This window comes from Streptomyces sp. NPDC097640, from assembly GCF_040302705.1.
Classification (GTDB): domain Bacteria; phylum Actinomycetota; class Actinomycetes; order Streptomycetales; family Streptomycetaceae; genus Streptomyces.
This window is the reverse complement of sequence record NZ_JBEOSB010000023.1, coordinates 99,919-118,934: the sequence shown is the minus strand read 5'-3', so window position 1 is coordinate 118,934 and position 19,016 is coordinate 99,919. Positions and strand designations below refer to the sequence as shown.

Annotated in this window: 19 protein-coding genes; 9 read left to right on the top strand and 10 right to left on the bottom strand. The window is 69.4% G+C overall.

All coding sequences use genetic code 11. The annotated features are described in order from the left end of the window. Positions 1–12 precede the first annotated feature (12 nt). Both ABTY62_RS31795 and ABTY62_RS31790 read right to left on the bottom strand, forming a co-directional pair. On the bottom strand, positions 13–951 hold the full coding sequence (locus ABTY62_RS31795; protein ID WP_352132871.1) for a carbohydrate ABC transporter permease: 939 nt from the start codon (positions 949–951) through the stop codon (positions 13–15). A gap of 52 nt (positions 952–1,003) precedes the next feature. Next, positions 1,004–2,293 carry an ABC transporter substrate-binding protein gene (locus tag ABTY62_RS31790; protein WP_352132870.1) on the bottom strand — a complete coding sequence of 430 codons (1,290 nt, stop codon included), beginning with the start codon at positions 2,291–2,293 and terminating at the stop codon, positions 1,004–1,006. 195 nt (positions 2,294–2,488) lie between these two features. Between ABTY62_RS31790 and ABTY62_RS31785 the strand changes: the two genes are divergently transcribed. Further along, positions 2,489–3,268: a methyltransferase domain-containing protein gene (locus ABTY62_RS31785; protein WP_352132869.1), complete on the top strand. Its 780-nt coding sequence runs from the start codon at positions 2,489–2,491 to the stop codon at positions 3,266–3,268. Positions 3,269–3,513: 245 nt separating this feature from the next. Next, positions 3,514–3,666: a hypothetical protein gene (locus ABTY62_RS31780; protein ID WP_352132868.1), complete on the top strand. Its 153-nt coding sequence runs from the start codon at positions 3,514–3,516 to the stop codon at positions 3,664–3,666. A gap of 11 nt (positions 3,667–3,677) precedes the next feature. Here the strand turns inward: ABTY62_RS31780 and ABTY62_RS31775 are convergent, their stop codons facing one another. Then, positions 3,678–4,277, bottom strand: a complete 600-nt coding sequence (locus tag ABTY62_RS31775) for a CGNR zinc finger domain-containing protein (protein WP_352132867.1) — start codon at positions 4,275–4,277, stop codon at positions 3,678–3,680. An 85-nt stretch (positions 4,278–4,362) separates the two neighbouring features. On the opposite strand from ABTY62_RS31775, the gene ABTY62_RS31770 reads away from it, so the two are divergent. Together ABTY62_RS31770 and ABTY62_RS31765 are read left to right on the top strand one after the other, a co-directional pair. Then, a complete protein-coding gene (locus ABTY62_RS31770) occupies positions 4,363–5,151 on the top strand; it encodes an MBL fold metallo-hydrolase (protein ID WP_352132866.1) in 789 nt (262 codons plus the stop codon). A gap of 144 nt (positions 5,152–5,295) precedes the next feature. After that, entirely contained in the window at positions 5,296–6,579 is a 1,284-nt protein-coding gene (locus tag ABTY62_RS31765) for an MFS transporter (protein ID WP_502997554.1), read from the top strand. Between the two features lie 77 nt (positions 6,580–6,656). Here the strand turns inward: ABTY62_RS31765 and ABTY62_RS31760 are convergent, their stop codons facing one another. Both ABTY62_RS31760 and ABTY62_RS31755 read right to left on the bottom strand, forming a co-directional pair. Further along, positions 6,657–7,598: a YwqG family protein gene (locus tag ABTY62_RS31760; protein ID WP_352132865.1), complete on the bottom strand. Its 942-nt coding sequence runs from the start codon at positions 7,596–7,598 to the stop codon at positions 6,657–6,659. Between the two features lie 75 nt (positions 7,599–7,673). Next, the gene (locus ABTY62_RS31755) at positions 7,674–8,600 is read right to left on the bottom strand and encodes a phosphotransferase (protein WP_352132864.1); all 927 of its coding nucleotides are present in this window, start codon (positions 8,598–8,600) and stop codon (positions 7,674–7,676) included. A gap of 117 nt (positions 8,601–8,717) precedes the next feature. Between ABTY62_RS31755 and ABTY62_RS31750 the strand changes: the two genes are divergently transcribed. Further along, positions 8,718–10,055, top strand: coding sequence for a DUF4419 domain-containing protein (locus ABTY62_RS31750; RefSeq protein WP_352132863.1), 1,338 nt, complete (start codon positions 8,718–8,720; stop codon positions 10,053–10,055). Positions 10,056–10,080: 25 nt separating this feature from the next. Here the strand turns inward: ABTY62_RS31750 and ABTY62_RS31745 are convergent, their stop codons facing one another. Beyond that, entirely contained in the window at positions 10,081–10,278 is a 198-nt protein-coding gene (locus tag ABTY62_RS31745) for a ferredoxin (RefSeq protein ID WP_311724019.1), read from the bottom strand. A gap of 71 nt (positions 10,279–10,349) precedes the next feature. After that, positions 10,350–11,570 carry a cytochrome P450 gene (locus tag ABTY62_RS31740; protein WP_352132862.1) on the bottom strand — a complete coding sequence of 407 codons (1,221 nt, stop codon included), beginning with the start codon at positions 11,568–11,570 and terminating at the stop codon, positions 10,350–10,352. Positions 11,571–11,890: 320 nt separating this feature from the next. Here ABTY62_RS31740 and ABTY62_RS31735 point away from each other — a divergent pair, with 320 nt between their 5' ends. From ABTY62_RS31735 to ABTY62_RS31720, 4 genes are all read left to right on the top strand, one after another. After that, entirely contained in the window at positions 11,891–12,544 is a 654-nt protein-coding gene (locus tag ABTY62_RS31735; RefSeq protein ID WP_352132861.1) for a TetR/AcrR family transcriptional regulator, read from the top strand. A 252-nt stretch (positions 12,545–12,796) separates the two neighbouring features. Next, positions 12,797–14,062 carry a cytochrome P450 gene (locus ABTY62_RS31730; RefSeq protein ID WP_352132860.1) on the top strand — a complete coding sequence of 422 codons (1,266 nt, stop codon included), beginning with the start codon at positions 12,797–12,799 and terminating at the stop codon, positions 14,060–14,062. Positions 14,063–14,070: 8 nt separating this feature from the next. Further along, positions 14,071–15,270 (top strand): NAD(P)/FAD-dependent oxidoreductase, encoded by a 1,200-nt coding sequence (locus ABTY62_RS31725; RefSeq protein WP_352132859.1) that lies wholly within the window; start codon positions 14,071–14,073, stop codon positions 15,268–15,270. A 58-nt stretch (positions 15,271–15,328) separates the two neighbouring features. After that, the gene (locus ABTY62_RS31720) at positions 15,329–16,819 is read left to right on the top strand and encodes an MDR family MFS transporter (RefSeq protein ID WP_352132858.1); all 1,491 of its coding nucleotides are present in this window, start codon (positions 15,329–15,331) and stop codon (positions 16,817–16,819) included. A gap of 45 nt (positions 16,820–16,864) precedes the next feature. On the opposite strand, the gene ABTY62_RS31715 is transcribed toward ABTY62_RS31720, so the two are convergent. The 3 genes from ABTY62_RS31715 to ABTY62_RS31705 all read right to left on the bottom strand — a co-directional run bounded on the left by ABTY62_RS31715 (position 16,865) and on the right by ABTY62_RS31705 (position 18,954). Beyond that, the gene (locus ABTY62_RS31715; protein WP_352132857.1) at positions 16,865–17,539 is read right to left on the bottom strand and encodes a class I SAM-dependent methyltransferase; all 675 of its coding nucleotides are present in this window, start codon (positions 17,537–17,539) and stop codon (positions 16,865–16,867) included. A 71-nt stretch (positions 17,540–17,610) separates the two neighbouring features. Further along, entirely contained in the window at positions 17,611–18,372 is a 762-nt protein-coding gene (locus tag ABTY62_RS31710) for a class I SAM-dependent methyltransferase (RefSeq protein ID WP_352132856.1), read from the bottom strand. A gap of 69 nt (positions 18,373–18,441) precedes the next feature. Beyond that, positions 18,442–18,954 carry a MarR family winged helix-turn-helix transcriptional regulator gene (locus tag ABTY62_RS31705; RefSeq protein WP_352132855.1) on the bottom strand — a complete coding sequence of 171 codons (513 nt, stop codon included), beginning with the start codon at positions 18,952–18,954 and terminating at the stop codon, positions 18,442–18,444. Between the last annotated feature and the right edge of the window lie 62 nt (positions 18,955–19,016).

Sequence of the window (19,016 nt, the reverse complement as noted above, 5' to 3'; positions counted from 1 at the left end):
TGACCGCTCCGATCAGTAGTTCTGGCGAAACGCGCGGCGGATGGCGAGCAGCCCGACGAGCCCGGCCAGAAAGAGGACGACGCCGACGGTCTGGCTGTAACCCAGGTCGGCCGCGATGAACGCCTTCTGGTACACGAGAAACGACAGCGTCGTCGACGAACTGCCGGGACCGCCCATGGTGAGCAGCAGGACGTGCTGTGCCGAGCCGAAGAGGGTCCACAGGAACTGAAGCATGGTGACGACGCCGACATAGTCGCGGATCACGGGGAAGTGGATGCGCCACATGGTCCGCCAGTGCCCGGCCCCGTCCAGCTGCGCCGCCTCGCCGAGCTCGTCCGGGACGCTGTCGAGCCGGGCGGCGAACAGCACGGCGGTGAAGCCGATCCCGCTCCACACGTCCAGGGCGATGAGACAGGCCAGAGCCGTGGACGGCGAGGCGAGCCAGGCGTCGGTGAGCGAACCGAGCCCCGCGGACTGCAACGCGCCGTTGACCAGCCCGTCCGGCGACAGCGCCGCGTAGAACACCATGGCCTTCGCGGGGGTGGATATCAGCCCGGGGATGAACAGCAGATAGCGGATGACACGGTGTCCGGGGGGTTTCTGGGCGACGTAGTAGCCCAGCATGTAGGCGCATACGATCATGATCGGCAGCGCCACGGCGAGCTGGACGGCGGTGTTGTTCACCGCGTCCCAGAACACGGGGTCGTCGAAGACCGTGCGGACGTTGTCGAGACCGGCGAAGGACACCGGCTGAAGCATCCCCGGCCAGTGCAGGGCGGCGATCACGAAGATGGCGATCACCGGACCGATCATGAAGATCGCGTACCAGATCAGCGCGGGGACGGCGAGGATCGTGCCGCCCTGTCGGGCGTTGTGCGAACGGGGCGTGGCGGAGGGCGGAGCGGGGTGGCGGACCGCGGCCCCGCCCGGGGTCGACGTCAGCGTCGTCATGAGGTGGCCTCCGTGAGGTCGGGCTCGGGATGCGAGCGAGCGGGCGAGCGGGTCACGCGGAGCGGTACGCGGTCTCGAGCGCGGCGCGGACCTTCGCGGCGCTGGTGCCTCGGGTGAACGATGTGCTGGTCGCGGTGATCAGCGGCTGGGTGGCGGCGGGCGGAACATACACATCGGGCAACAGCACCTGGCTCACATCGGAGCCCAGCTTCTGCGCGGCGGCGACCAGCGGGAAGTCCGTGCTGACGGTGTCGGAGCGCAGCGCCATGTCGCGGCCGCTCTCCTTGATGAACCGGGAGACGGTGTCGGGGCGGTACATGAAGCGCAGGAACTTCTCGACGGCGTCGATCTTCTTGGCGCCGTTCGGGCTGATCCAGAATCCGATCAGGGTGTACGTCCGCAGGATGGTGGGCTTGTCGTGCACGGCGCCGTCGGCCAGTGGCCAGCCGCCGACCTCGGTGTGCCGGGCGACCTTCTCGGGCACCTTCGCCAGCGCCGAGGACATCGCCGATTCCATCGCCGCGGACTCCGTGTTGAACTGCGTGGTCATCAGGTCCGAGGTGAGGCCCTGCGCCTTGTCGGCGAAGACGCCCGCGTCCCGCAGTGTCACGAAGTATTCGATGCCCTCCCGGGCGCCCCTGCTGCCGAAGTCCCCGGTGGAGTAGACGTGCCTGGCCTCGTCCTCGGTCAGGAAGGTCTGGATGATCTGGGCCAGCAGCTTCTGCCCGGTCCAGTCGTTGCCGCCGACGGTCACGGGCGCGATCCCCTTGGCACGCAGCTTGCGGGCCGCGGCGATCAGCTCGTCACCCGTGGTGGGTATCGCGTCGACACCCGCCCGGTCCAGCAGCGCTCTGTTGTAGGCGATCGGCCAGTTCGTGGCGAAGTAGGGGAAGGCCCGCAGCCTGCCCTTGGCGTCGGTCCACGCGGCGAGAGCCTCCGGGCGCACCCGGTCGCGCAGCCCCCAGTCGTCCAGGTAGCCCTTGACGTCGACGGTGGCGCCGACGTCCGTCCACGCCAGCGTCTTGTCGTAGAGGTTGACCATCACGACGTCCGGCTCCTTGCGGGCCAGGCGCGAGGTCTCGTACACCTGCGCGAGGTCATCGCCGTTGATCAGGTTCTTGACCTTGAGTCCCGGATTGTCCTTGCGGAAACGGTCCAGGCCCGCGAGGTAGGTGGGCGATCCCGGGGAGGTGGTGCCCAGCTGGCTGTGCACGACGAGCGTATCGGGATCGGAGTCCGCCGCGGCCACCAGGGAGCAGCCGGACAGGGCAGGCAGGGCGGTCGCGGCGGCGAGGCCGGAACCGGCGGCGAGGAAGCCGCGCCTAGTCAGCGGTGAGTGCACAGCGGGGTGTCTCCAACCAGGCGGTTAACGAGTGGTTAATCGATCTACCTCGAGGGTGTGAGGAATGTAGGGGCCGCTTCGCGTCGGGTCAAGGCTTTGTCGGCCGTCGATGTGATGAGGAACATCGCCGGGGGCGGTAACCGGCTTCCCTCGTAGGCGGGGCAGGGGCCGTGCCCGTTTCGCATACTGACGAGCATGGCCACCTACGACACGCTCGGCGCCGCGTACGCCCGGACACGACAGCCTGATCCGCGGATCGCCGCGCAGATCCACGCCGCCCTCGGGAACGTCACCGACGTGATCAACGTCGGGGCAGGCACCGGCTCCTACGAGCCGCCGCGGACCGCGCTCGCGGTCGAGCCCAGCCAGGTCATGATCGCCCAGCGCCCGCCGGGATCCGCGCCCGCCGTGCGGGCCGTCGCGGAGCGCCTCCCGCTGCGTGACAACGCCGCCGAGGCCGCGATGGCCCTGCTGACCGTCCACCACTGGGCCGACCTGGCAGCCGGAATCGGCGAGCTGCGCAGGGTCGCCCGCCGCCGCGTCGTCATCCTGACGTGGGACCAGCAGATCTTCCGCGAGCGGTTCTGGCTCGTCCGGGACTACCTCCCGGAGGCGTCCGCGTTCGACGACACCCGCGCCACCCCCACCGACCAGCTGGTCGACCTGCTCGGTGGTGCGCGTCAGGAACCGGTCATGGTCCCCCATGACTGCGTGGACGGATTCGGCGCCGCATACTGGCGCCGCCCCGAGGCCTATCTCGACCCGCGGGTGCGCGCGGGGATCTCCATGCTGGCCCAGACCGGCGAAGACGCCATCGCGCCCGGTCTGGCCCGGCTCGCGGACGACCTGGCAACCGGCCACTGGCACACGCACCACGCCGGACTGCTCACCCTCGACACCATTGACGTCGGATACCGGCTGCTCGTGACCGACCTGCCAACGGCCAACGCGCTCAATCCGTCAGCGGCTCCGTGACGACCTCGGCCGACGCCGCGCCCGGCCGGCAGCTGCCTCGTCGCCGCGGGCCTCATCCTGACTCTGCTGCACTGGGTGACGTCGCCCGTCGTTGCCGTGGCTCTCCTGATGCTGGGATACGGGCTGTCCACCACCGTGCAGGCCGTCGCCAATCCGGTGGTCGCCGAGATCGCCCCCGCCGCCCGGCGCGGCGGTGTGCTGGGGGTCCTCACCGCGCTCGGTACCAGCGCGGGATCATCAGCCCGATGTTCACCGGCTGGCTCCTCGACCGGTCGGCGACGAAGCAGCAGGGCTACACCGATGCCTTCCTCGTCTTCGGTGTGCTGGTGGCCTTCGGCGGTCTGTGCTTCGCGCTGCTGGTCAACCCGGAACGAGACGCGCCCCGATCGCTGGGCTGATCTCGGGTTCGTCAGCCTGCTGTGGGTCGGGGGCGTCGAGCGTAGGCGCGGGCGGCGCGGGCGCGGTCGCCGCAGCGGGTGGAGCACCACTGGCGGCGGCCGTGGCGCAGCAGGTAGCGGTTGCACGGGGTGGAACCGCAGCCGGTGAGGCGGTCGGCGTCGGGGCCGGTGAGGAGGTCGGCCGCGTTGGCCGCGAGGGCCGCCAGAGCGCGGTCGAGGATCTCGTTGGTGGGGCACGGCGCCGCGCGGTAGGGGCCGCTCTTCTCGTCCCAGTGCAGCAGGGCGGCCGAAGGAGCTCTGCTCAGCGCGTCGTTGACAGCGGACAGCGCCGCGGGCAGGGCGGGCAGCCCGGCGACGCGGGCGGCGAACAGTGATCTGAGGTGTTCGCGCAGGGAGCGCAGCTGCGCCGCGCACATCTCCCGCACCCCGGCGTCAGCCGGCGCGAGACCGTGTTCGGTGAGCCACCGATTCGCCGCCTCGGGGGTGCCGAGGAGATCGATGAAGTGCCCTCCGGGCAGTGCGACGGCGCTGTTGACGAAGTCGAGGGCGAGGTATTCCTCCGCCCCCGGCGCGGGCGGAGGCACGGATTCGGCGGTCGGGGTCTCGCTCATGGCTGTCATGGTACGGCTTGTGTTCATCCGTGAGACGCCGCTATCGTCCATCACGGATAACCCGACACCCATCCGTGAGGTTTTGATGGCTGGCACCAGCACGACCGCTGAGCAGATCCCCGTCCGCGTCTTCGGCGGCCCGACGGCCCTTTTCGAATGCGGGGGCCTGCGATTCCTGACCGACCCGACCTTCGACGCGCCCCGTGACTACCACGTGCCGGGCGGCCGGCTGACCAAGACGGCGCCCTCCGTCGCCGCGCCGGCCGACCTCGGCCGTATCGACGTGGTCCTGCTCTCCCACGACGAGCACCCCGACAACCTCGACGACTCCGGCCGGGCACTGCTCGCCGACGTCCCACTGACACTGACCACGCCCGGGGGCGGGCAGCGCCTCGGTGCGGGGGCCCGGGGGCTGGCCGACTGGGAGTCGATCGAGCTGGACCGCCCCGGCGGCGGCACGATCACCGTCACCGGCGTGCCCGCCCTCCACGGGCCCGGCGCGCGCGAGGACGTCGAGCCGATCACCGGCCAGGTCGTCGGATTCGTCCTGACGGGGGAGGGCCTGCCCACGGTCTACGTCAGCGGCGACAACGCCTCGCTCGACCTGGTCGAGGAGATCGCCGAACGGTTCGGTCCGGTGGACACCGCCATCCTGTTCGCCGGGGCACCACGCTTCCCCGTCCTCTTCGACGGCGCTCTGATCGTCCTCGACAGCGCACAGGCCGCCCACGCTGCCCAGATCCTGGGCGCCCGCCGGGTGGTTCCCGTCCACTACGACAGCTGGGCGCACTTCACCGAGGGCCGTGACGAACTGGTCGCCGCCTTCACCGACGCCGGGCTGCTCGACCGCCTGGACCTGGGTGACCGGGGCTGACCGCACGGCCGGGCGGGCCGGACGCCGACCGACGCCTCGGCGAGGCAGGTCGGGTGGCGGCCTTCCCCGGCTCGGCTTGCCACCGTGGTGCCCACGCGCACTCTCCAGTCCCGACCGGATCGCGTCCAGTGAAAGAACTCTCTTGTGACGACCACCGTGCCCGCCCGGAACGAGGATCTGTCACGGTCTCGGGCGCAGCGCCGCGTCCTGATCGTCTTGATCGCCGCGCAGATCCTCAGCGGCGCCGGACTGGCGGCGGGCGTGACCGTCGGTGCTCTGCTCGCGCAGGACATGCTCGGCTCCACCAGCCTTGCCGGTCTGCTCAGCGCCCTGTCCACGACCGGTTCCGCCCTGGCGGCCATCGCGGTCGGGCGTATCTCTCAAACGCGCGGCCGTCGCCCCGGTCTTGCCGCCGGGTACCTGGCTGGTGCCATCGGCAGCGCGGGCGTCATCGCCGCCGCCGTCGCCGGCAGTTCCGTGCTGCTGCTCATCGCGATGTTCGTCTACGGCGCCGGTACGGCAACGAACCTGCTGGCCCGCTACGCCGGCGCCGACCTGGCGGCTCCCGCGTACCGCGCCCGCGCTGTGTCCACCGTGCTGGTCGCCACCACCCTGGGCGGCGTGGTCGGCCCCAATCTCGCCGCGCCCCTCGGCGACCTCGCTCACGCGCTCGGCATTCCCCGACTGGCCGGGCTGTTCCTTCTCTCGGGTGCCGCCTACTCGACGTCCGCCCTCGTGCTGGCCGTGTGGCTGCGTCCCGACCCGCTGCTGCTGGCCCGCACACTGGAGGCGGAGGGCGCCGCGACGGCGTCCGCGCGTCCGGATGATGCCGATGGTCGGGCACGGACGGCGGTCGGCCGGCGCCGCGCCGGCGTACTGGTGGGTGCGCTGGTCATGGCGGTCACTCAGCTGGTCATGGTCGCGATCATGACGATGACGCCGGTCCACATGCGCGACCATGGTCACGGCGCCGCCGCCTCGGGCCTCGTCATCGCGATCCACATCGGGGCGATGTATCTGCCCGCGCCCCTGTCCGGCTGGCTCGTCGACCGGTACGGCCGACTCACCGTCGCCGCCGCTTCCCCGCTGGTCCTGCTGGCCGCCGGGATCGTTGCCGCCAAGGCACCCGGCGATTCCGTCTTCGGGTTCGCGGTGGCTCTCGCGTTGCTGGGGGTGGGCTGGAGTCTGGGTCTCGTCAGCAGCACCGCGATCATCACGGACGCCGCACCCTTGGCCACCCGCGCCAGGACCCAGGGTTTGGTCGACGTCTCCATCGCCATCGCGGGCGCCGTGGGCGGTATGGCCTCAGGCCTGGTCGTCGCAGCTGCCGGCTATCCCTTCCTGGCCGTCGGCGGCGGCATCCTGGCGCTGGGCATCGTGCCGACGGTCATCGTCGCAGCGCGCGGCCGCCGAGCGGCTGCCCGCTGACGCGGCCGGCTGCTGTTTCATCGTGTCTCTGCCTCGCGCGCAGAACGCGTCAGCGCCGAGAAGGCGGTGGAACAAGCTCAGTTGAGGTTGAAAAGGGTCTCGGTCGGGCGGTCCGGGCAGGAATGGCACTCGAAGACATACACGTCGCCCCCGCCTCCCACTTCCAGACAGTGGGCGTTCTGCGCGTCTCTGGCTCGTTCGGAGCCGGGATTCCACAGGTGGAGCGGCCCGCTGTCGTCGTCGGGCCGGTCCTCCACCGGCAGCCAGGACCGCCAGGACTCCCCGTCGAACTCACCATGCGTGACGGTCAGGAGATGCTCGACGGGCGCTCCGCATCGATCGCAGCTGAACCCGGTCGTGGAGCCGTTCCAGCCGCGCGGATGACCACCGACCTTGGTCCCGGGAGCCGTGCTCAGGTGGTAGAAGTAGTCCCATCCAGTGGTCTCGTTCAGGCCGTTCAGCCGGTTTCCGACCTCATTGCGCAGTTCCCGCGGTATGTCGTCCCGGCCGGGATACTCCGTCACCAGCTCCGGATGCACCGCACAGGGCTTGGGAACGTGGCCCTCCGGAGCGTCAACGGGCACTGGAGGTGCAACGAGCACACACGACGCGTCTACCGCCTTCCTCCAGAAGACGCGGGCTCGGACCGAGCGTTCGTACCAGGGCTCCCCGTGGTGGAACGGGCACCACAGCACCTGAAGCAGATCACTGCCCGGCGGGAACGGCAGGCCCAGCGCGTCTGTCGCGTAGAGCTGTACGACCGGCACCATGGGCTCCGCGGCCTGGTGCCGTGTGTCGTTCTCGGGATTGTCGCCGCCGTCACCGATGTTGTAGTGCTCCTCGCTGCACCACGGCCATGGCTCATCGATCGGCCATCTCAGCGGTCCCCCGACGGAGCTGTCCTCGTACGACGGGTCTCCCGCACGTGGATGCAGCCGCAGCGCCTGCCTGCTGAGCGGCTTCAGCTGTGGAAACACCTTCTCCAGCGCTACGGGCCTCGGCGGGGTATGACGAGCCATCCATATCTCCGATCGCGCACCACGCTGGACGTGGGGACCCTACTGGGGGGTCGCCTGCCCCCTCTGGTCGCGGGGTCAATCGGTGGCGTCTGACAATTCCTCGTACAGTCCTTCCAACGCGATGCGATCGTCCTCTGTACCGGTGTGCGGCGTGGTGAACCACAGTGCGTATTCGGCGATCTCGGAAAGCCGCCAATCAAGTGCGAACAGTTCGACCATCGCAGGGTCGGGGGCCAAACCGTCGGCTTCACCCGTATCGAGGAGGTCGGAGTAGTCCCGCTCGCGCGGCGCGAGAGCCAGCGACTCCCAGTCGACCAGCTTCAGTCCGTGGGCAACCATGACCTGGTTGTCGTTGTGCGGCTCGCCATGGGTCGGCACCCAGAGATCACGATGGGAGTGCGCGATGTCCGCGAGTTCCAGATAACGGCTGGTCCAGCGCTTGATCGCGTCATGGTGTGAGGCAAGCGCACCCCGGGCTTCCTCCGCCAGCGGGCCGGACGTCCAGGGCTGGGCGGTGCGAGCCCGCAGCTCATCGGCGAACCCCGGGCCGACCCGTGGAACCCAGCACGGCAGGCCGTCCGGTGGTGCCGTGCGATGCAACGCGACCAGCGCCGCGAGCACCTCGCGGACGTGCTGGGGTGCGCGAGCCTCAGCCTCGGTCGGAGACCGTCCGTCCAGCCACGGCGTCACACTGAGCACACCGGGCCCGACATCGATCGTGAACCGCCCGGATCGCGCAGGCAACGGCGCACACACCATGTCCAGACCACCGGCGGCCAGCGCGGCCGCCCCCGCGTAGGCAGCCTCCAGCGAGGGCGCGGTATGACGGGGCGCCAACTGGTCCAATGTCACGAACAGCGTCTTGCCGCCACCGGCCACCCGCCAGTGGTGTGCGCCGAAACCCCAGGGCAGGTAGTCGACTTCGGTGATCTCAGGCAGCCAGTGGGTGGCAACCGCACTGGCGATCGCCTCATCGCTGATAAAGGACGGACGGGTACGCACAAGATCCGATCCTAGGAAGCGTGTGAGTCACAGTCACGTGAGTTTTGCTGCCAGGCCGGCCAGGCCGGTCCATCACTCTTCTAGGATCGGGACCGATCACTGCTCCTGGGGATACGGATGGCTATTGAGATAGATCTGCCGCTCGGCGAAGACCGCAATGCCGATCGGCTCGCGGCTGAACTCACCGAACTCGGCAACGAGCGCTTCCTGCGGGCGGTGGTCCGCGACCAGGCGCGTTTCCACCACCGCAGCACTGACCGCCTCGTCGGCTGGACCGCCAACGGTCCGGAGACCACCGAGTTCACCGAGCTCACCGAGACCACCTCCAGCCTCCTGCTGCGTGCCATCCACCTTTGCTTCACGGCCCACCTGCCACTGAGCCTGTCACCCGACCTGCTCTGGTATGCCGTCGTGCACGAGGTGGCCGTCCACGTCCGGCTGAACCGCGACACGTACGAGGGACTCTTCACCGACACGCCCGGTCATCAGCGGACCATCGCCGTCCGCGACGACTTCGCTCCCGAGGACTGGGAGCGCTCGATCAACCTGGTACAGCAGCCGCTGCGCTCCCGGATCGGCGACGATGTGGCCGACCTGTTCCAGCCCGCCTTCTCCACTACCACCCCTGCCGATGCCACCGCCGCCCTGGTCGCACTGATGGACGTGGTCAGTCCGTACTACCGCTTCCGGTGGCAGACGCTCTGCGGCATTCCGCGGATCCGGCTGGAGGGCACGGACCGGGACTGGCGCCTGCTGGTGGCCCGCGTGCGGGAGTTGTCGGAGTGGTTCGAGGGCCTGCGCCCGTGGTTCACCGCCCTGCACCCGGTGTTGGAAGCGATCAGCGAGACAGCCTCCGGGTGGGGCGTCGACCACGGATTCTGGCGGTCGCTCTACAAGTGGGAATCGGGATCCGGCGGTGACCGGGTCACCGGCTGGATCACCGCCTTCTTCGCTCACCGATACACCGACGACGGGCCGTGTCCCCTACAGTCGTTCGGCCCCGGCACCACCGCCCAGGACGACTTCCCCTCCCATGTCTCCTGTGTTCCGTTCCGCTGGGAGACCCCCACCGGAACCTTTGACATGGCCTTCCTCGGAGGCGTCATCGGCATCGAACGCAGCGGTGAGTGGATCCGGCCCCAGTTGGGCCACGCCGTGGTCGAGCTCCTTCCCGCCACGGAGCACCACGACGGGCATCTCCCCGAGCCCTGGACCCTGGCTGACGTTCAGCGCTTCACAGGCTGCCCGCAAGCCCGGCTGCTGACCACCATCGGCACCGTCACCTCGCACGGCGAACCTCTCCAGGCCGACTGTGTCATCGACCTGGAGGGGATCTGCGCGGTGCGGACCCACGGCGGCGACTGGTACCTCGGCGACCTGGTCTCCGATGCCGGGGACATCCAGTGCTGGGGCAACTACGGCCCAGACCTCGGCAGCGCGCTGCGGGCACTGTAGCCACCCCGCTCAGGGGTTCAGCGCGTTATACGTCGCTGAGTGCGATGGCGGCGGCGGGGCATACGGCGGCCGCGTCCCGGACGGCCGCGTGCTGGTCCGCTGCCGGCTCGGGGTCGAGGAGGACGACGATGCCGTCCTCGTCGCGCTGGTCGAAGACGTCCGGTGCGGCGAGGACGCAACTCCCGGCGCCGCAGCACTTGTCCTCGTCCACGGTGACCTTCATGGTCGCTCCTTTCTTTTCGGCCGTGCCTTCGGCTGTGCGGTCGGTCGGTACGGAGGTTTCGGCGGGGCGGGTCACCATCGCACGGGCACCTCGCGCAGGCCGCCGACGGTGAGTCCCTCGACCTGGCGCAACTGCGCGACAGGTATGGCCAGGTCGAGGCTCGGCAGCTTGCGCAGCAGGACCTCGAGGACGACCTGGAGTTCGGTGCGCGCCAGGGACTGGCCCAGGCAGGAGTGGGCTCCGGCGCCGAAGGCGAGATGGGGGTTGGGGCTGCGGGTGAGGTCCATATCGGCCGGGTCCGTGAAGGCCCGCTCGTCGCGGTTGGCTGCGGACAGGCCGCAGAAGACGGTGGTGCCGCCCGGCAGCACCGTCCCGTCGACCTCGTAGTCTTCGGTCAGATAGCGCCGGAGGCCGTAGCCGCCCAGGTTGGCGTCGGAGCGCAGCACCTCGTCGACCGCGGTGCGCACCAGAGAGGGGTCGGCCAGCAGGCCGTCCCACCGGGTGCGGTCGGCCAGCAGCATGGCGACCATCTTGCCGATCATGTTCGCGGTGGTCTCGTGCCCGGCGACCAGCAGGGCCATGCCGGTGTCGCGGAGCTCGGGGTCGGTCAGCCCCTCGCCCTCCGCCCGGCTCTCCTCGATGAGGGTGCTGATCAGGTCTTCGCCGGGCTCGGCGCGCTTGGCCGCGATCAGCTCGGACATGTAGGCCACGAAGTCCTCGTGGGCCGCGCCGGTCTCCTCCTCCGAGTAGCGGCTGACGTTCAGGAACGCGTCGGACCAGTAGGAGAAGCGGTCCCGGTCCTCGACGGGCGCGCCGAGGAGGCCGCAGATCACGTAGACCGGCAGCGGGAAGCCGAGCGCTGCCTTGAGGTCGGCGGGCGGGCCGCTCTTGACCATGGCGGCGACGACGGCCTCGGCCATCTCCTCCATGCCGGGGCGCAGCGCCGTCACGCGCTTTGCGGTGAAGTACTTGCCGACGTGACGGCGCCACCTCTGGTGGCCTTCGCCCTTCATGTGGAGCGAGAGCGACGTGCCGCTGTTGGTCGATACGCCGCCGCCCCCTTCCGGGGCGATCCTCGCGCTGTCGTCCTCGGCGGCCGGGCGCGAGAAGCGAGGGTCCGACAGGAGTGCCTTGACGTGTTCGTAGCGGGTCAGCAGCGTGCCGGTGTCTCCGCTGGGGAGTTCGACGGTGGCCACCGGACACCGTGCGCGCAGCGTTTCCCATTCGGGCGGCGGGTCCAGGGGTCCGTCGGTGGGCAGTGGCAGGCGGACGATGGGGTCGTTCTGGCTCATCTGGCCTCTTCGGGTCTGTCCCACAACCGGGCTTGGGGGAGTGGCTGTTCGGGGTGCAGCCGTCGCAACCGAGGTGGGGGGGCGAGTGTTAAATCAACGGATTGATTTAACCGTATCGCATGCGCGCGGCCGAAACAGAAGGGATTGCGCCATAGTGCTTCAGCGGCGTGGGGGCATGGCTGGTCTCTCCGTCGGCCGGGACCGGCCACGTCATTGCGTACGCTTTCGTCGTTTGGCCTCGCCGACCTGGTCGAGGATCCGCGGTGGCCTGGGGGACGGGCTCTCGTGGACTGGTGTGATGTCCCGAGGTGGTGGCGGCGATGGCCGACAGGACGAGACGGGACGAGCAGGTCAGCGCGACGCGGTTGGCACTCCTGGACGCGGCGGAGCGGTTGTTCGCCGAACGCGGGGTGCACGCGGTCGCCAACCGTCAGATCAGCGAGGCCGCCGGACAGGGCAACAACGCCGCGGTCAGCTATCACTTCGGCACGAAGGTCGACCTGATACGCGCCATCGCCCGCCGGCATGCCGAGCCGGTGGAGGCCGGCCGTCTGCGCATGATCGAGGCCATTGGGGACTCCGCCGATCTGCGGGACTGGGTGGCCTGCGCGGTCCGCCCTGTCACCGAGCATCTGGAGGCTCTGGGCGCCCCCAGCTGGTACGCCCGGTTCATCGCCCAGGTCACGGCCGACCCGGCCCTGCGTGCTGTCACGGCCGAGGAGTTCGCGACCGGTTCGCCGTCGATGCGGCGGTTGCAGGAGGGCCTGGACCGCTGTCTGCCCGAACTGCCGGCCGAGGTGCATGCCGAGCGCGGCGCCATGACGCGTCACCTGATCGCCCAGATGTCCGCGGAGCGGGAGCGCGCCCTTGCGGACAACGCGCCGACGCCCCGGGCCAGTTGGCACGACACGGCGAACGGTCTGATCGACGCCATTGTCGCGCTGTGGCAGGCGCCGGTCACGCGCGAGGGCTGACCGGCCGACCCGTTCGGTGCGCCTTCGTTCGCGTGGCGGCCGGGTCCGGCCAAAATTAAATCAATGAATTGACTTAACTGCTCCCGCTGGTGTTGCCTGGTCCGCAGCGATGTCGAGTCGCAGGAGACCGGGGGCGCGCGGCGGTTGCGCGCGCAGGTCACGGCCGCGCACCGCAGCGGACTCGACGATCTCTCGCTGGAGCATCCCCGCGCCCCCGAGCCCCGTGCCCCCCCCCACGAGCGAGGAGAAGCAGTGACCGGTGCAGCAGGCAATTCGCCGAGCGGGACCCCGGTGGACACTCCGGATTACGACATCGGCAGGTCCGCGCGGTGTCCGCTCGATCCGGCACCCGCGATGCGGGCACGGCAGGCGGAGGGCCCGCTGACCCGCGTCCGGCTGTGGGACGGGACCCTCGCATGGCTGGTGACCGGTTGGGAGGAACACCGGGCGGTGCTGGCCGACCAGCGGGTCAGCGTGAACCCGTTCCAGCCCGGCGCGCCCAAGCTCTCCCCCGGGGAGGTCGAGACGATCGACCGACTGAAGAAGCAGGGCAAGCGCTCGACCGGCACCAGCTTCATCATGATGGACGATCCCGAACATGCCCGCCTGCGCCGCATGGTGACGTCCGCGTTCACCATCAAGCGGGTGGAGGCCATGCGTCCACCCACCCAGCGGATCACGGACGACCTGATCGACAAGATGCTCGACGGCCCCAAGCCGACGGATCTCGTCGAGGCGTTCGCGCTGCCGGTGCCGTCGCTCGTGATCTCCAATCTGCTCGGCGTGCCCTACGACGACCACGACTTCTTCCAGTCGAACAGCAAGACCATCATCAACCGGAACTCGACCGCCGAGCAGCGGATGGGAGCCAGGCAGCGGCTGTCCGAGTACCTGGACGGGCTGCTGGCCGAGAAGCTCGCCCACCCCGCTGAGGACCTGCTCTCCGGACTCGCCGAGCGGATCAAGGGCGGCGAGCTGTCCCGGGAAGAGGCGACCGAGATGGGGGTGCTGATGCTGTTCGCGGGACACGAGACCACCGCGAACATAATCACGCTGGGCACGCTCGCCCTGCTCCAGCACCCCGACCAGCTGACCCTCCTGCGGGACGCCGAGGACCCGAAGGCGATCGCCCTGGCGGTCGATGAACTGCTGCGCTACCTCACCATCACGCACGGCGGATTGCGCCGGGCGGCACGGGAGGACATCGAGATCGCCGGCCAGGTCATCCGAGCCGGCGAAGGCATCATCACGGTCAACGAGACCGCGAACCGGGATCCGTTGGTCTTCCCCGACCCGGACCGGCTGGACCTCACCCGCGACGCCCGGCGTCATGTGACCTTCGGATACGGGATCCACCAGTGCCTGGGCCAGCCGCTGGCCCGCATGGAGTTGCAGGTCGCCTACCCCGCCCTCCTGCGACGCATCCCGACGCTGGCCCTGGCCGCGGACCTGGGGGAGATCCCGTTCAAGCACGACGGGTTCGTCTACGGGGCCTACGAGCTTCCGGTGACCTGGTGATGACGCCGATGCCCAGGGACGTGGTGATCGTAGGAGCCTCGGCCGCCGGACTGGCCACGGCCGAGGCCCTGCGCAACAAGGGATACGACGGGGCGCTCACCCTCATCGGCGACGAGCCGCACCTTCCGTACGACCGGCCGCCGCTGTCCAAGCAGGTCCTGTCCGGTGACTGGCAGCCGGAGCGGGTGAGGCTGCGTGACGAGGAGGCGATCGGCAGGCTGGACGCGGACTTCCGGCTCGGCCGCCGGGCAGCCGGGCTGGACATCGCCCGGCGGAAGGTCCTGCTGGACGGCGGTGACCGCCTCCCGTTCGGCGCCCTGGTCATCGCCACCGGCGTCACCCCGCGCCGGCTGCCCGGCGACGACCTGGCGGGCGTGCACGTCCTGCGCACGCTCGACGACGCCCTCACGCTGCGGACCCATCTGCTGGCCCGGCCGAAGGTCGTCGTGGTCGGCGCCGGGTTCCTCGGCGCCGAGGTGGCTGCGGTGGCCCGCACCATGGGGCTGGAGGTCACGCTGGTCGACCCGCTGCCGGTGCCGATGCGCCGACAACTCGGCGACCGGATCGGGGAACTCGTCGGACAGATGCACAGCGATCACGGGGTCGCACTGCGCCTGGGGGTCGGCGTGGCCCGGTTCCTGGAATCCGCCGGCCGGGTGGTCGCCGTCGAACTGGCCGACGGCACGAAGCTCGACGCGGACCTGGTCCTGGTCGCCGTGGGATCCACACCGGCGACGGACTGGCTGACCGACTCCGGACTGCCCCTTGGTAACGGCGTGGAGTGCGGCGCCCGCTGCCAGGCCGCCCCCGGTATCTACGCCGCCGGAGACGTCGCGTCCTGGCACAACCCGCACTTCGGCCTGCGGATGCGCGTCGAACACCGCCTCAACGCCACCGAGCAGGGCATGGCCGTGGCCGCGGACCTCCTCGGTGAACAGCGCCCCTTCGCCCCCATTCCCTACTTCTGGAGCGACCAGTACGACGCCCGCATCCAGGCCTACGGCATCTTCCCCGACGACGCGGACGTGAAGATCGTGCACGGCAGCCTGGACGACCGCCGGTTCGTCGCCGCCTACGGCCACGAGGGCAAGGTGGTCGGAGTGCTCGGCTGGAACAGCCATCGCGAGCTGCGCAAACTCCGTCAACTCGTCGTCGACCACGCTCCTCATCCCGGCACGCGCACGGCGGGAGGAAGCCAGGAGCCGTGAAGGACGCCGGTCCGCCGCGTTCGCTGTCCGTTGTCCGAACCTCCCCGGAGCCCGCCTGATGAGCACAGCCGCGGCGAACGAGCCCGCCACCACCGCAGACCCCCATCCGCCCAAGGCCCGGCGACAGGTCCTGGTGGCCCTCAGCGGCTTGCTCAGCGCGCTCTTCGTCGCGACGCTCAGCAGCACGGTGGTCTCCACCGCGCTGCCGAAGATGATCGGCGCGTTGCACGGCTCACAGACCCAGTACACCTGGGTCGTCACCGCGACCCTGCTCAGCACCACCGCCACCACCCCGATCTGGGGCAAGCTGGCGGACCTGTTCAACAAGAAGAACCTCGTACAGACCGCCGTCACCGTCTTCGTTCTCGGGTCGGTGGCGGCGGGGGTGAGCCAGTCACCAGGGCAGCTCATCGCCGCGCGCGCCTTACAGGGCGTAGGCGTGGGCGGCGTGCAGTCCCTGGTCCAGATCGCCATCGCGGCGATGATCCCGCCGCGCGAACGCGGCCGGTACAGCGGCTACCTCAGCAGTGTCACGGCCCTGTCGACCATCGGCGGTCCGCTGCTGGGCGGCCTCATCGTCGACACCTCGTGGCTGGGGTGGCGGTGGTGCTTCTTCATCAGCATCCCGGTCGCCGTCGCCGCGCTGGTCCTCCTCCAGCGGACGCTGCGCCTCCCGGTCATCCGACGCGACGACGTGAAGATCGACTACCTGGGAGCGACACTCATCGCCTCGGGCGTCAGCGTGCTGCTCATCTGGATCTCGTTCGTCGACAGCTCGTTCGCCTGGGCGTCCTGGCAGACCGCCACCATGGTCGGTGCGGCCGTGGTCCTGCTGTCCGTCGCGCTGTGGGTGGAAGCGCGCGCCGCCGAGCCCATCGTGCCGCTCCACATCATCAAGCAGCGCACCACCGTGCTCGCGATCCTCGGAAGCCTCGCCGCCGGCACGGCCATGTTCGCGGCCTCGGTCTATCTCAGCCAGTACTTCCAGGTCAGCCGCGGTTACACGGCCACCGAGGCGGGGCTGCTGACCATTCCGATGATGGGCGGCATCCTGGTCTCCTCCATCCTCGCAGGGCGGCTGCTCAGCAGGACCGGGAAGCTCAAGCCCTTTGTCATCGTCGGTTCCGTCCTGCTCACGGCCGGGTTCGCCGGACTCGGCACCATCGACCACAGGACGTCCCTGGTCTTCATGAGCGCGGCGATGCTGTGCATCGGCCTCGGCGTCGGCATGACCATGCAGAACTTCGTCCTCGCCGTGCAGAACTCCGTCCCGCTGAAGGACATCGGCACGGCCAGCACCACGGTCACCTTCTTCCGCTCCCTGGGCGGCACGTTCGGCGTCACCGTCCTGGGCGCGGTCCTGGCTCGCCAGGTCGCCGAACGGACCGCGCAGGGCCGGGAAACCGCCCGCGTCGCCTACGGCGACGCGACCGGACTCGTCTTCCTCATCGGCGCCGCGGTAGCGGCCCTCGGCATCGTCGCGGCGGTCCTGCTGAAGCCGGTGACGCTGCGGACCAGCCTCGACTCGTCCGAAACGGCCGAACACTGACGAGATATTCCGCAGCCGGTGCGCCACGTACTTCGGTTCAACCGGTCAGCGGGATCGCCTCAGAACAGCCGTCCCCTTTTCGTGCTCAATGAAATCAGAGGACCAATCCGGATACTCACGGCGCCAGCGCTCGACTATCTCCAGCTCGTCGGGGCGGCTCGCATCGTCCATGAATATCCGCGCATCGTCGTTTACTTTCGACTCAAGCATCGGGAGTGCCGGGTACCTTGAGAGTGGTTGCAAGAATCCTGGAGGACCATCGATCACCGCCATGTCGCAGTTCTCTACATCTTCGATCTGTATCGGGTCGTACCAGTGCCACCGCTCTCCTTTGATGTCCACCTCAACCAGCGGGGCGATACGCACTTGCGTGTATGTGTCCAGCCCTTGGCGCTTCAAGGTGGCGGCGGTTGCATCACCGAAGTCCTGGTCATGGTCGATCGAGACAATCGTCCCGGGGATTTCGAAATGGCGAAGCGCGTTTGCCATCCAGACCGTTGTGGCGCCGCTCCCCACGTCCAGGATGGAAACCGGACGTCGCTCCTGGATCTGCGAAACCAGGAACAGGAGGAGGTCCGGCCAGGCCGTCCATTTTGTGGTCTTGGGCATCGCATGCTTGACGGGAATGATTTCGTAGAGATCCGTCAGGGCCGCTACCTGCCTGGAACTGTTCCCCACAACCTTCCGGAGATCGGCGATTTCCTTGAGGATGTCATCCATTGACGTCATTATTCATCTCTCATGCATGGCCGTAATTGCGTGGATCTTATCTTGCCGGTACTCGTTGATGGTCAGGGTTTGACGGCATGCAGGACGTACAAGCCGCGGGGGCCCGCCTCGTTGCGGCGGACGTGGAGGCCGGCCGCATGGCACTGCGTGGTCAACCACTCGGAACTCAGCCGGAGTTTGGGGTAGCTGCCGGTCTTCAGGTGCCAGGTGTCGTCACGGCGGGTGTGCAGCAGGTCGTGGACCTGGACCGTGTCCTCGTCGAGGTAGTCGAGGAAGCAGGTGAGGATCCGGTCCTCCGTGCTGCGGACGGGGATGAAGCGGTCCGGGCCGAGGAGTTCGTGTGTCAGATCGCGGTAGGTGGCGACGAAACTTCCGCCCGGGCGCAGCCTCTTGGCGACGCTTGTGATCAGTTCCTGCACGTCCGTCCGGTCGGGCAGATGCGGCAGGGTGTCGCCCATGCATACAACGGCGGCGACCGAACCCGGGGCAAGGCGGGGCAGGGCCTCGCGGATGTCTCCGTGGACGGGGCGGACGGCCTGCGCGGTCCCGGAGCGCCTGGCGTGCTCCAGGAGTTCGTCGAGGAGCGCGGCGCTGGTGTCGACGGCGGTCACCGACGCGAAACCGAGGCGGGCGAGGGCCAGAGTCTGCGGGCCCGGGCCGCAGCCGAGATCGACGGCGGCGGCTTCCTCGTCCGGATGGGCGAACAGTCCCAGCTCGCGGAGGAGTTCGGCCTGGGCGGCCGCCGCCGTCTCGATGTCACCGCCGAGCATCCATGTGTAGTGCTCGGCGAGCAGGTCGTCGTAGTGTTCGGCCGCAGTGGTCATACGTGTTCCATTCGTGAAGTCCGTCGACACGGGGCCGGTACGGCACCAAGGCCGATCAGCCGGCGGCGCCTACGCCCCGGCAGGTGGGTCGAGGGCGGGGGCGCTGTTCACCGCGGACTCGCCCGTAAGCACCCAGGCGGCGAGATCGGCGAGGTACACGTTGGTCAGCGAGGCCCCCAGGGCGTCCCCGAGGGCCGCCCGATAGGTGGGTGTCACCTCCGCGTAGCACTGCCGGCCCGCCGGTGTGATGCTCGCGGCGACCGCCCGGCCGTCACCGGCCGAGGCGGCCCGCTCCGCCAGCCCTCGGGCTTCCAGCCGGCCGACCAGGCGCGTCACCGTGCTGTCCTTCAATCCGATCCGATCGGCCAACTCGCCCATACGCAGGGCGGATTCTCCGTCGGAGCGGGTCAGGGCGCACAGGGCGCGGTACTCCGACAGCGGCAGGCCGTGGCGTTGCTGTAGGGCCTGGTCCAACTGCTTCTCCACGCGGCCCAACAGCCGCACGGCCATGCACCAGCGGTCGTCCTGCGCGTCGTCGGCGGCGCGCGGCGGCGTCTCGTGCGATCTCTGCCTCGGAGCCATCACACGGGGACTGTATCTGCTTGCTCAAGCAAGGAAAAGGCAAGTCGCACAAGGCGACGCGG

Excerpts from the sequence above, each read along its gene's own strand:
- ABTY62_RS31795 (WP_352132871.1), bottom strand. The coding sequence starts at position 951 with ATGACGACGCTGACGTCGACCCCGGGCGGGGCCGCGGTCCGCCACCCC.
- ABTY62_RS31785 (WP_352132869.1), top strand. The coding sequence starts at position 2,489 with ATGGCCACCTACGACACGCTCGGCGCCGCGTACGCCCGGACACGACAG.
- ABTY62_RS31780 (WP_352132868.1), top strand. The coding sequence starts at position 3,514 with ATGTTCACCGGCTGGCTCCTCGACCGGTCGGCGACGAAGCAGCAGGGC.
- ABTY62_RS31775 (WP_352132867.1), bottom strand. The coding sequence starts at position 4,277 with ATGAGCGAGACCCCGACCGCCGAATCCGTGCCTCCGCCCGCGCCGGGG.
- ABTY62_RS31770 (WP_352132866.1), top strand. The coding sequence starts at position 4,363 with ATGGCTGGCACCAGCACGACCGCTGAGCAGATCCCCGTCCGCGTCTTC.
- ABTY62_RS31760 (WP_352132865.1), bottom strand. The coding sequence starts at position 7,598 with ATGGCTCGTCATACCCCGCCGAGGCCCGTAGCGCTGGAGAAGGTGTTT.
- ABTY62_RS31750 (WP_352132863.1), top strand. The coding sequence starts at position 8,718 with ATGGCTATTGAGATAGATCTGCCGCTCGGCGAAGACCGCAATGCCGAT.
- ABTY62_RS31745 (WP_311724019.1), bottom strand. The coding sequence starts at position 10,278 with ATGAAGGTCACCGTGGACGAGGACAAGTGCTGCGGCGCCGGGAGTTGC.
- ABTY62_RS31740 (WP_352132862.1), bottom strand. The coding sequence starts at position 11,570 with ATGAGCCAGAACGACCCCATCGTCCGCCTGCCACTGCCCACCGACGGA.
- ABTY62_RS31735 (WP_352132861.1), top strand. The coding sequence starts at position 11,891 with ATGGCCGACAGGACGAGACGGGACGAGCAGGTCAGCGCGACGCGGTTG.
- ABTY62_RS31725 (WP_352132859.1), top strand. The coding sequence starts at position 14,071 with ATGCCCAGGGACGTGGTGATCGTAGGAGCCTCGGCCGCCGGACTGGCC.
- ABTY62_RS31720 (WP_352132858.1), top strand. The coding sequence starts at position 15,329 with ATGAGCACAGCCGCGGCGAACGAGCCCGCCACCACCGCAGACCCCCAT.
- ABTY62_RS31715 (WP_352132857.1), bottom strand. The coding sequence starts at position 17,539 with ATGGATGACATCCTCAAGGAAATCGCCGATCTCCGGAAGGTTGTGGGG.
- ABTY62_RS31710 (WP_352132856.1), bottom strand. The coding sequence starts at position 18,372 with ATGACCACTGCGGCCGAACACTACGACGACCTGCTCGCCGAGCACTAC.
- ABTY62_RS31705 (WP_352132855.1), bottom strand. The coding sequence starts at position 18,954 with ATGGCTCCGAGGCAGAGATCGCACGAGACGCCGCCGCGCGCCGCCGAC.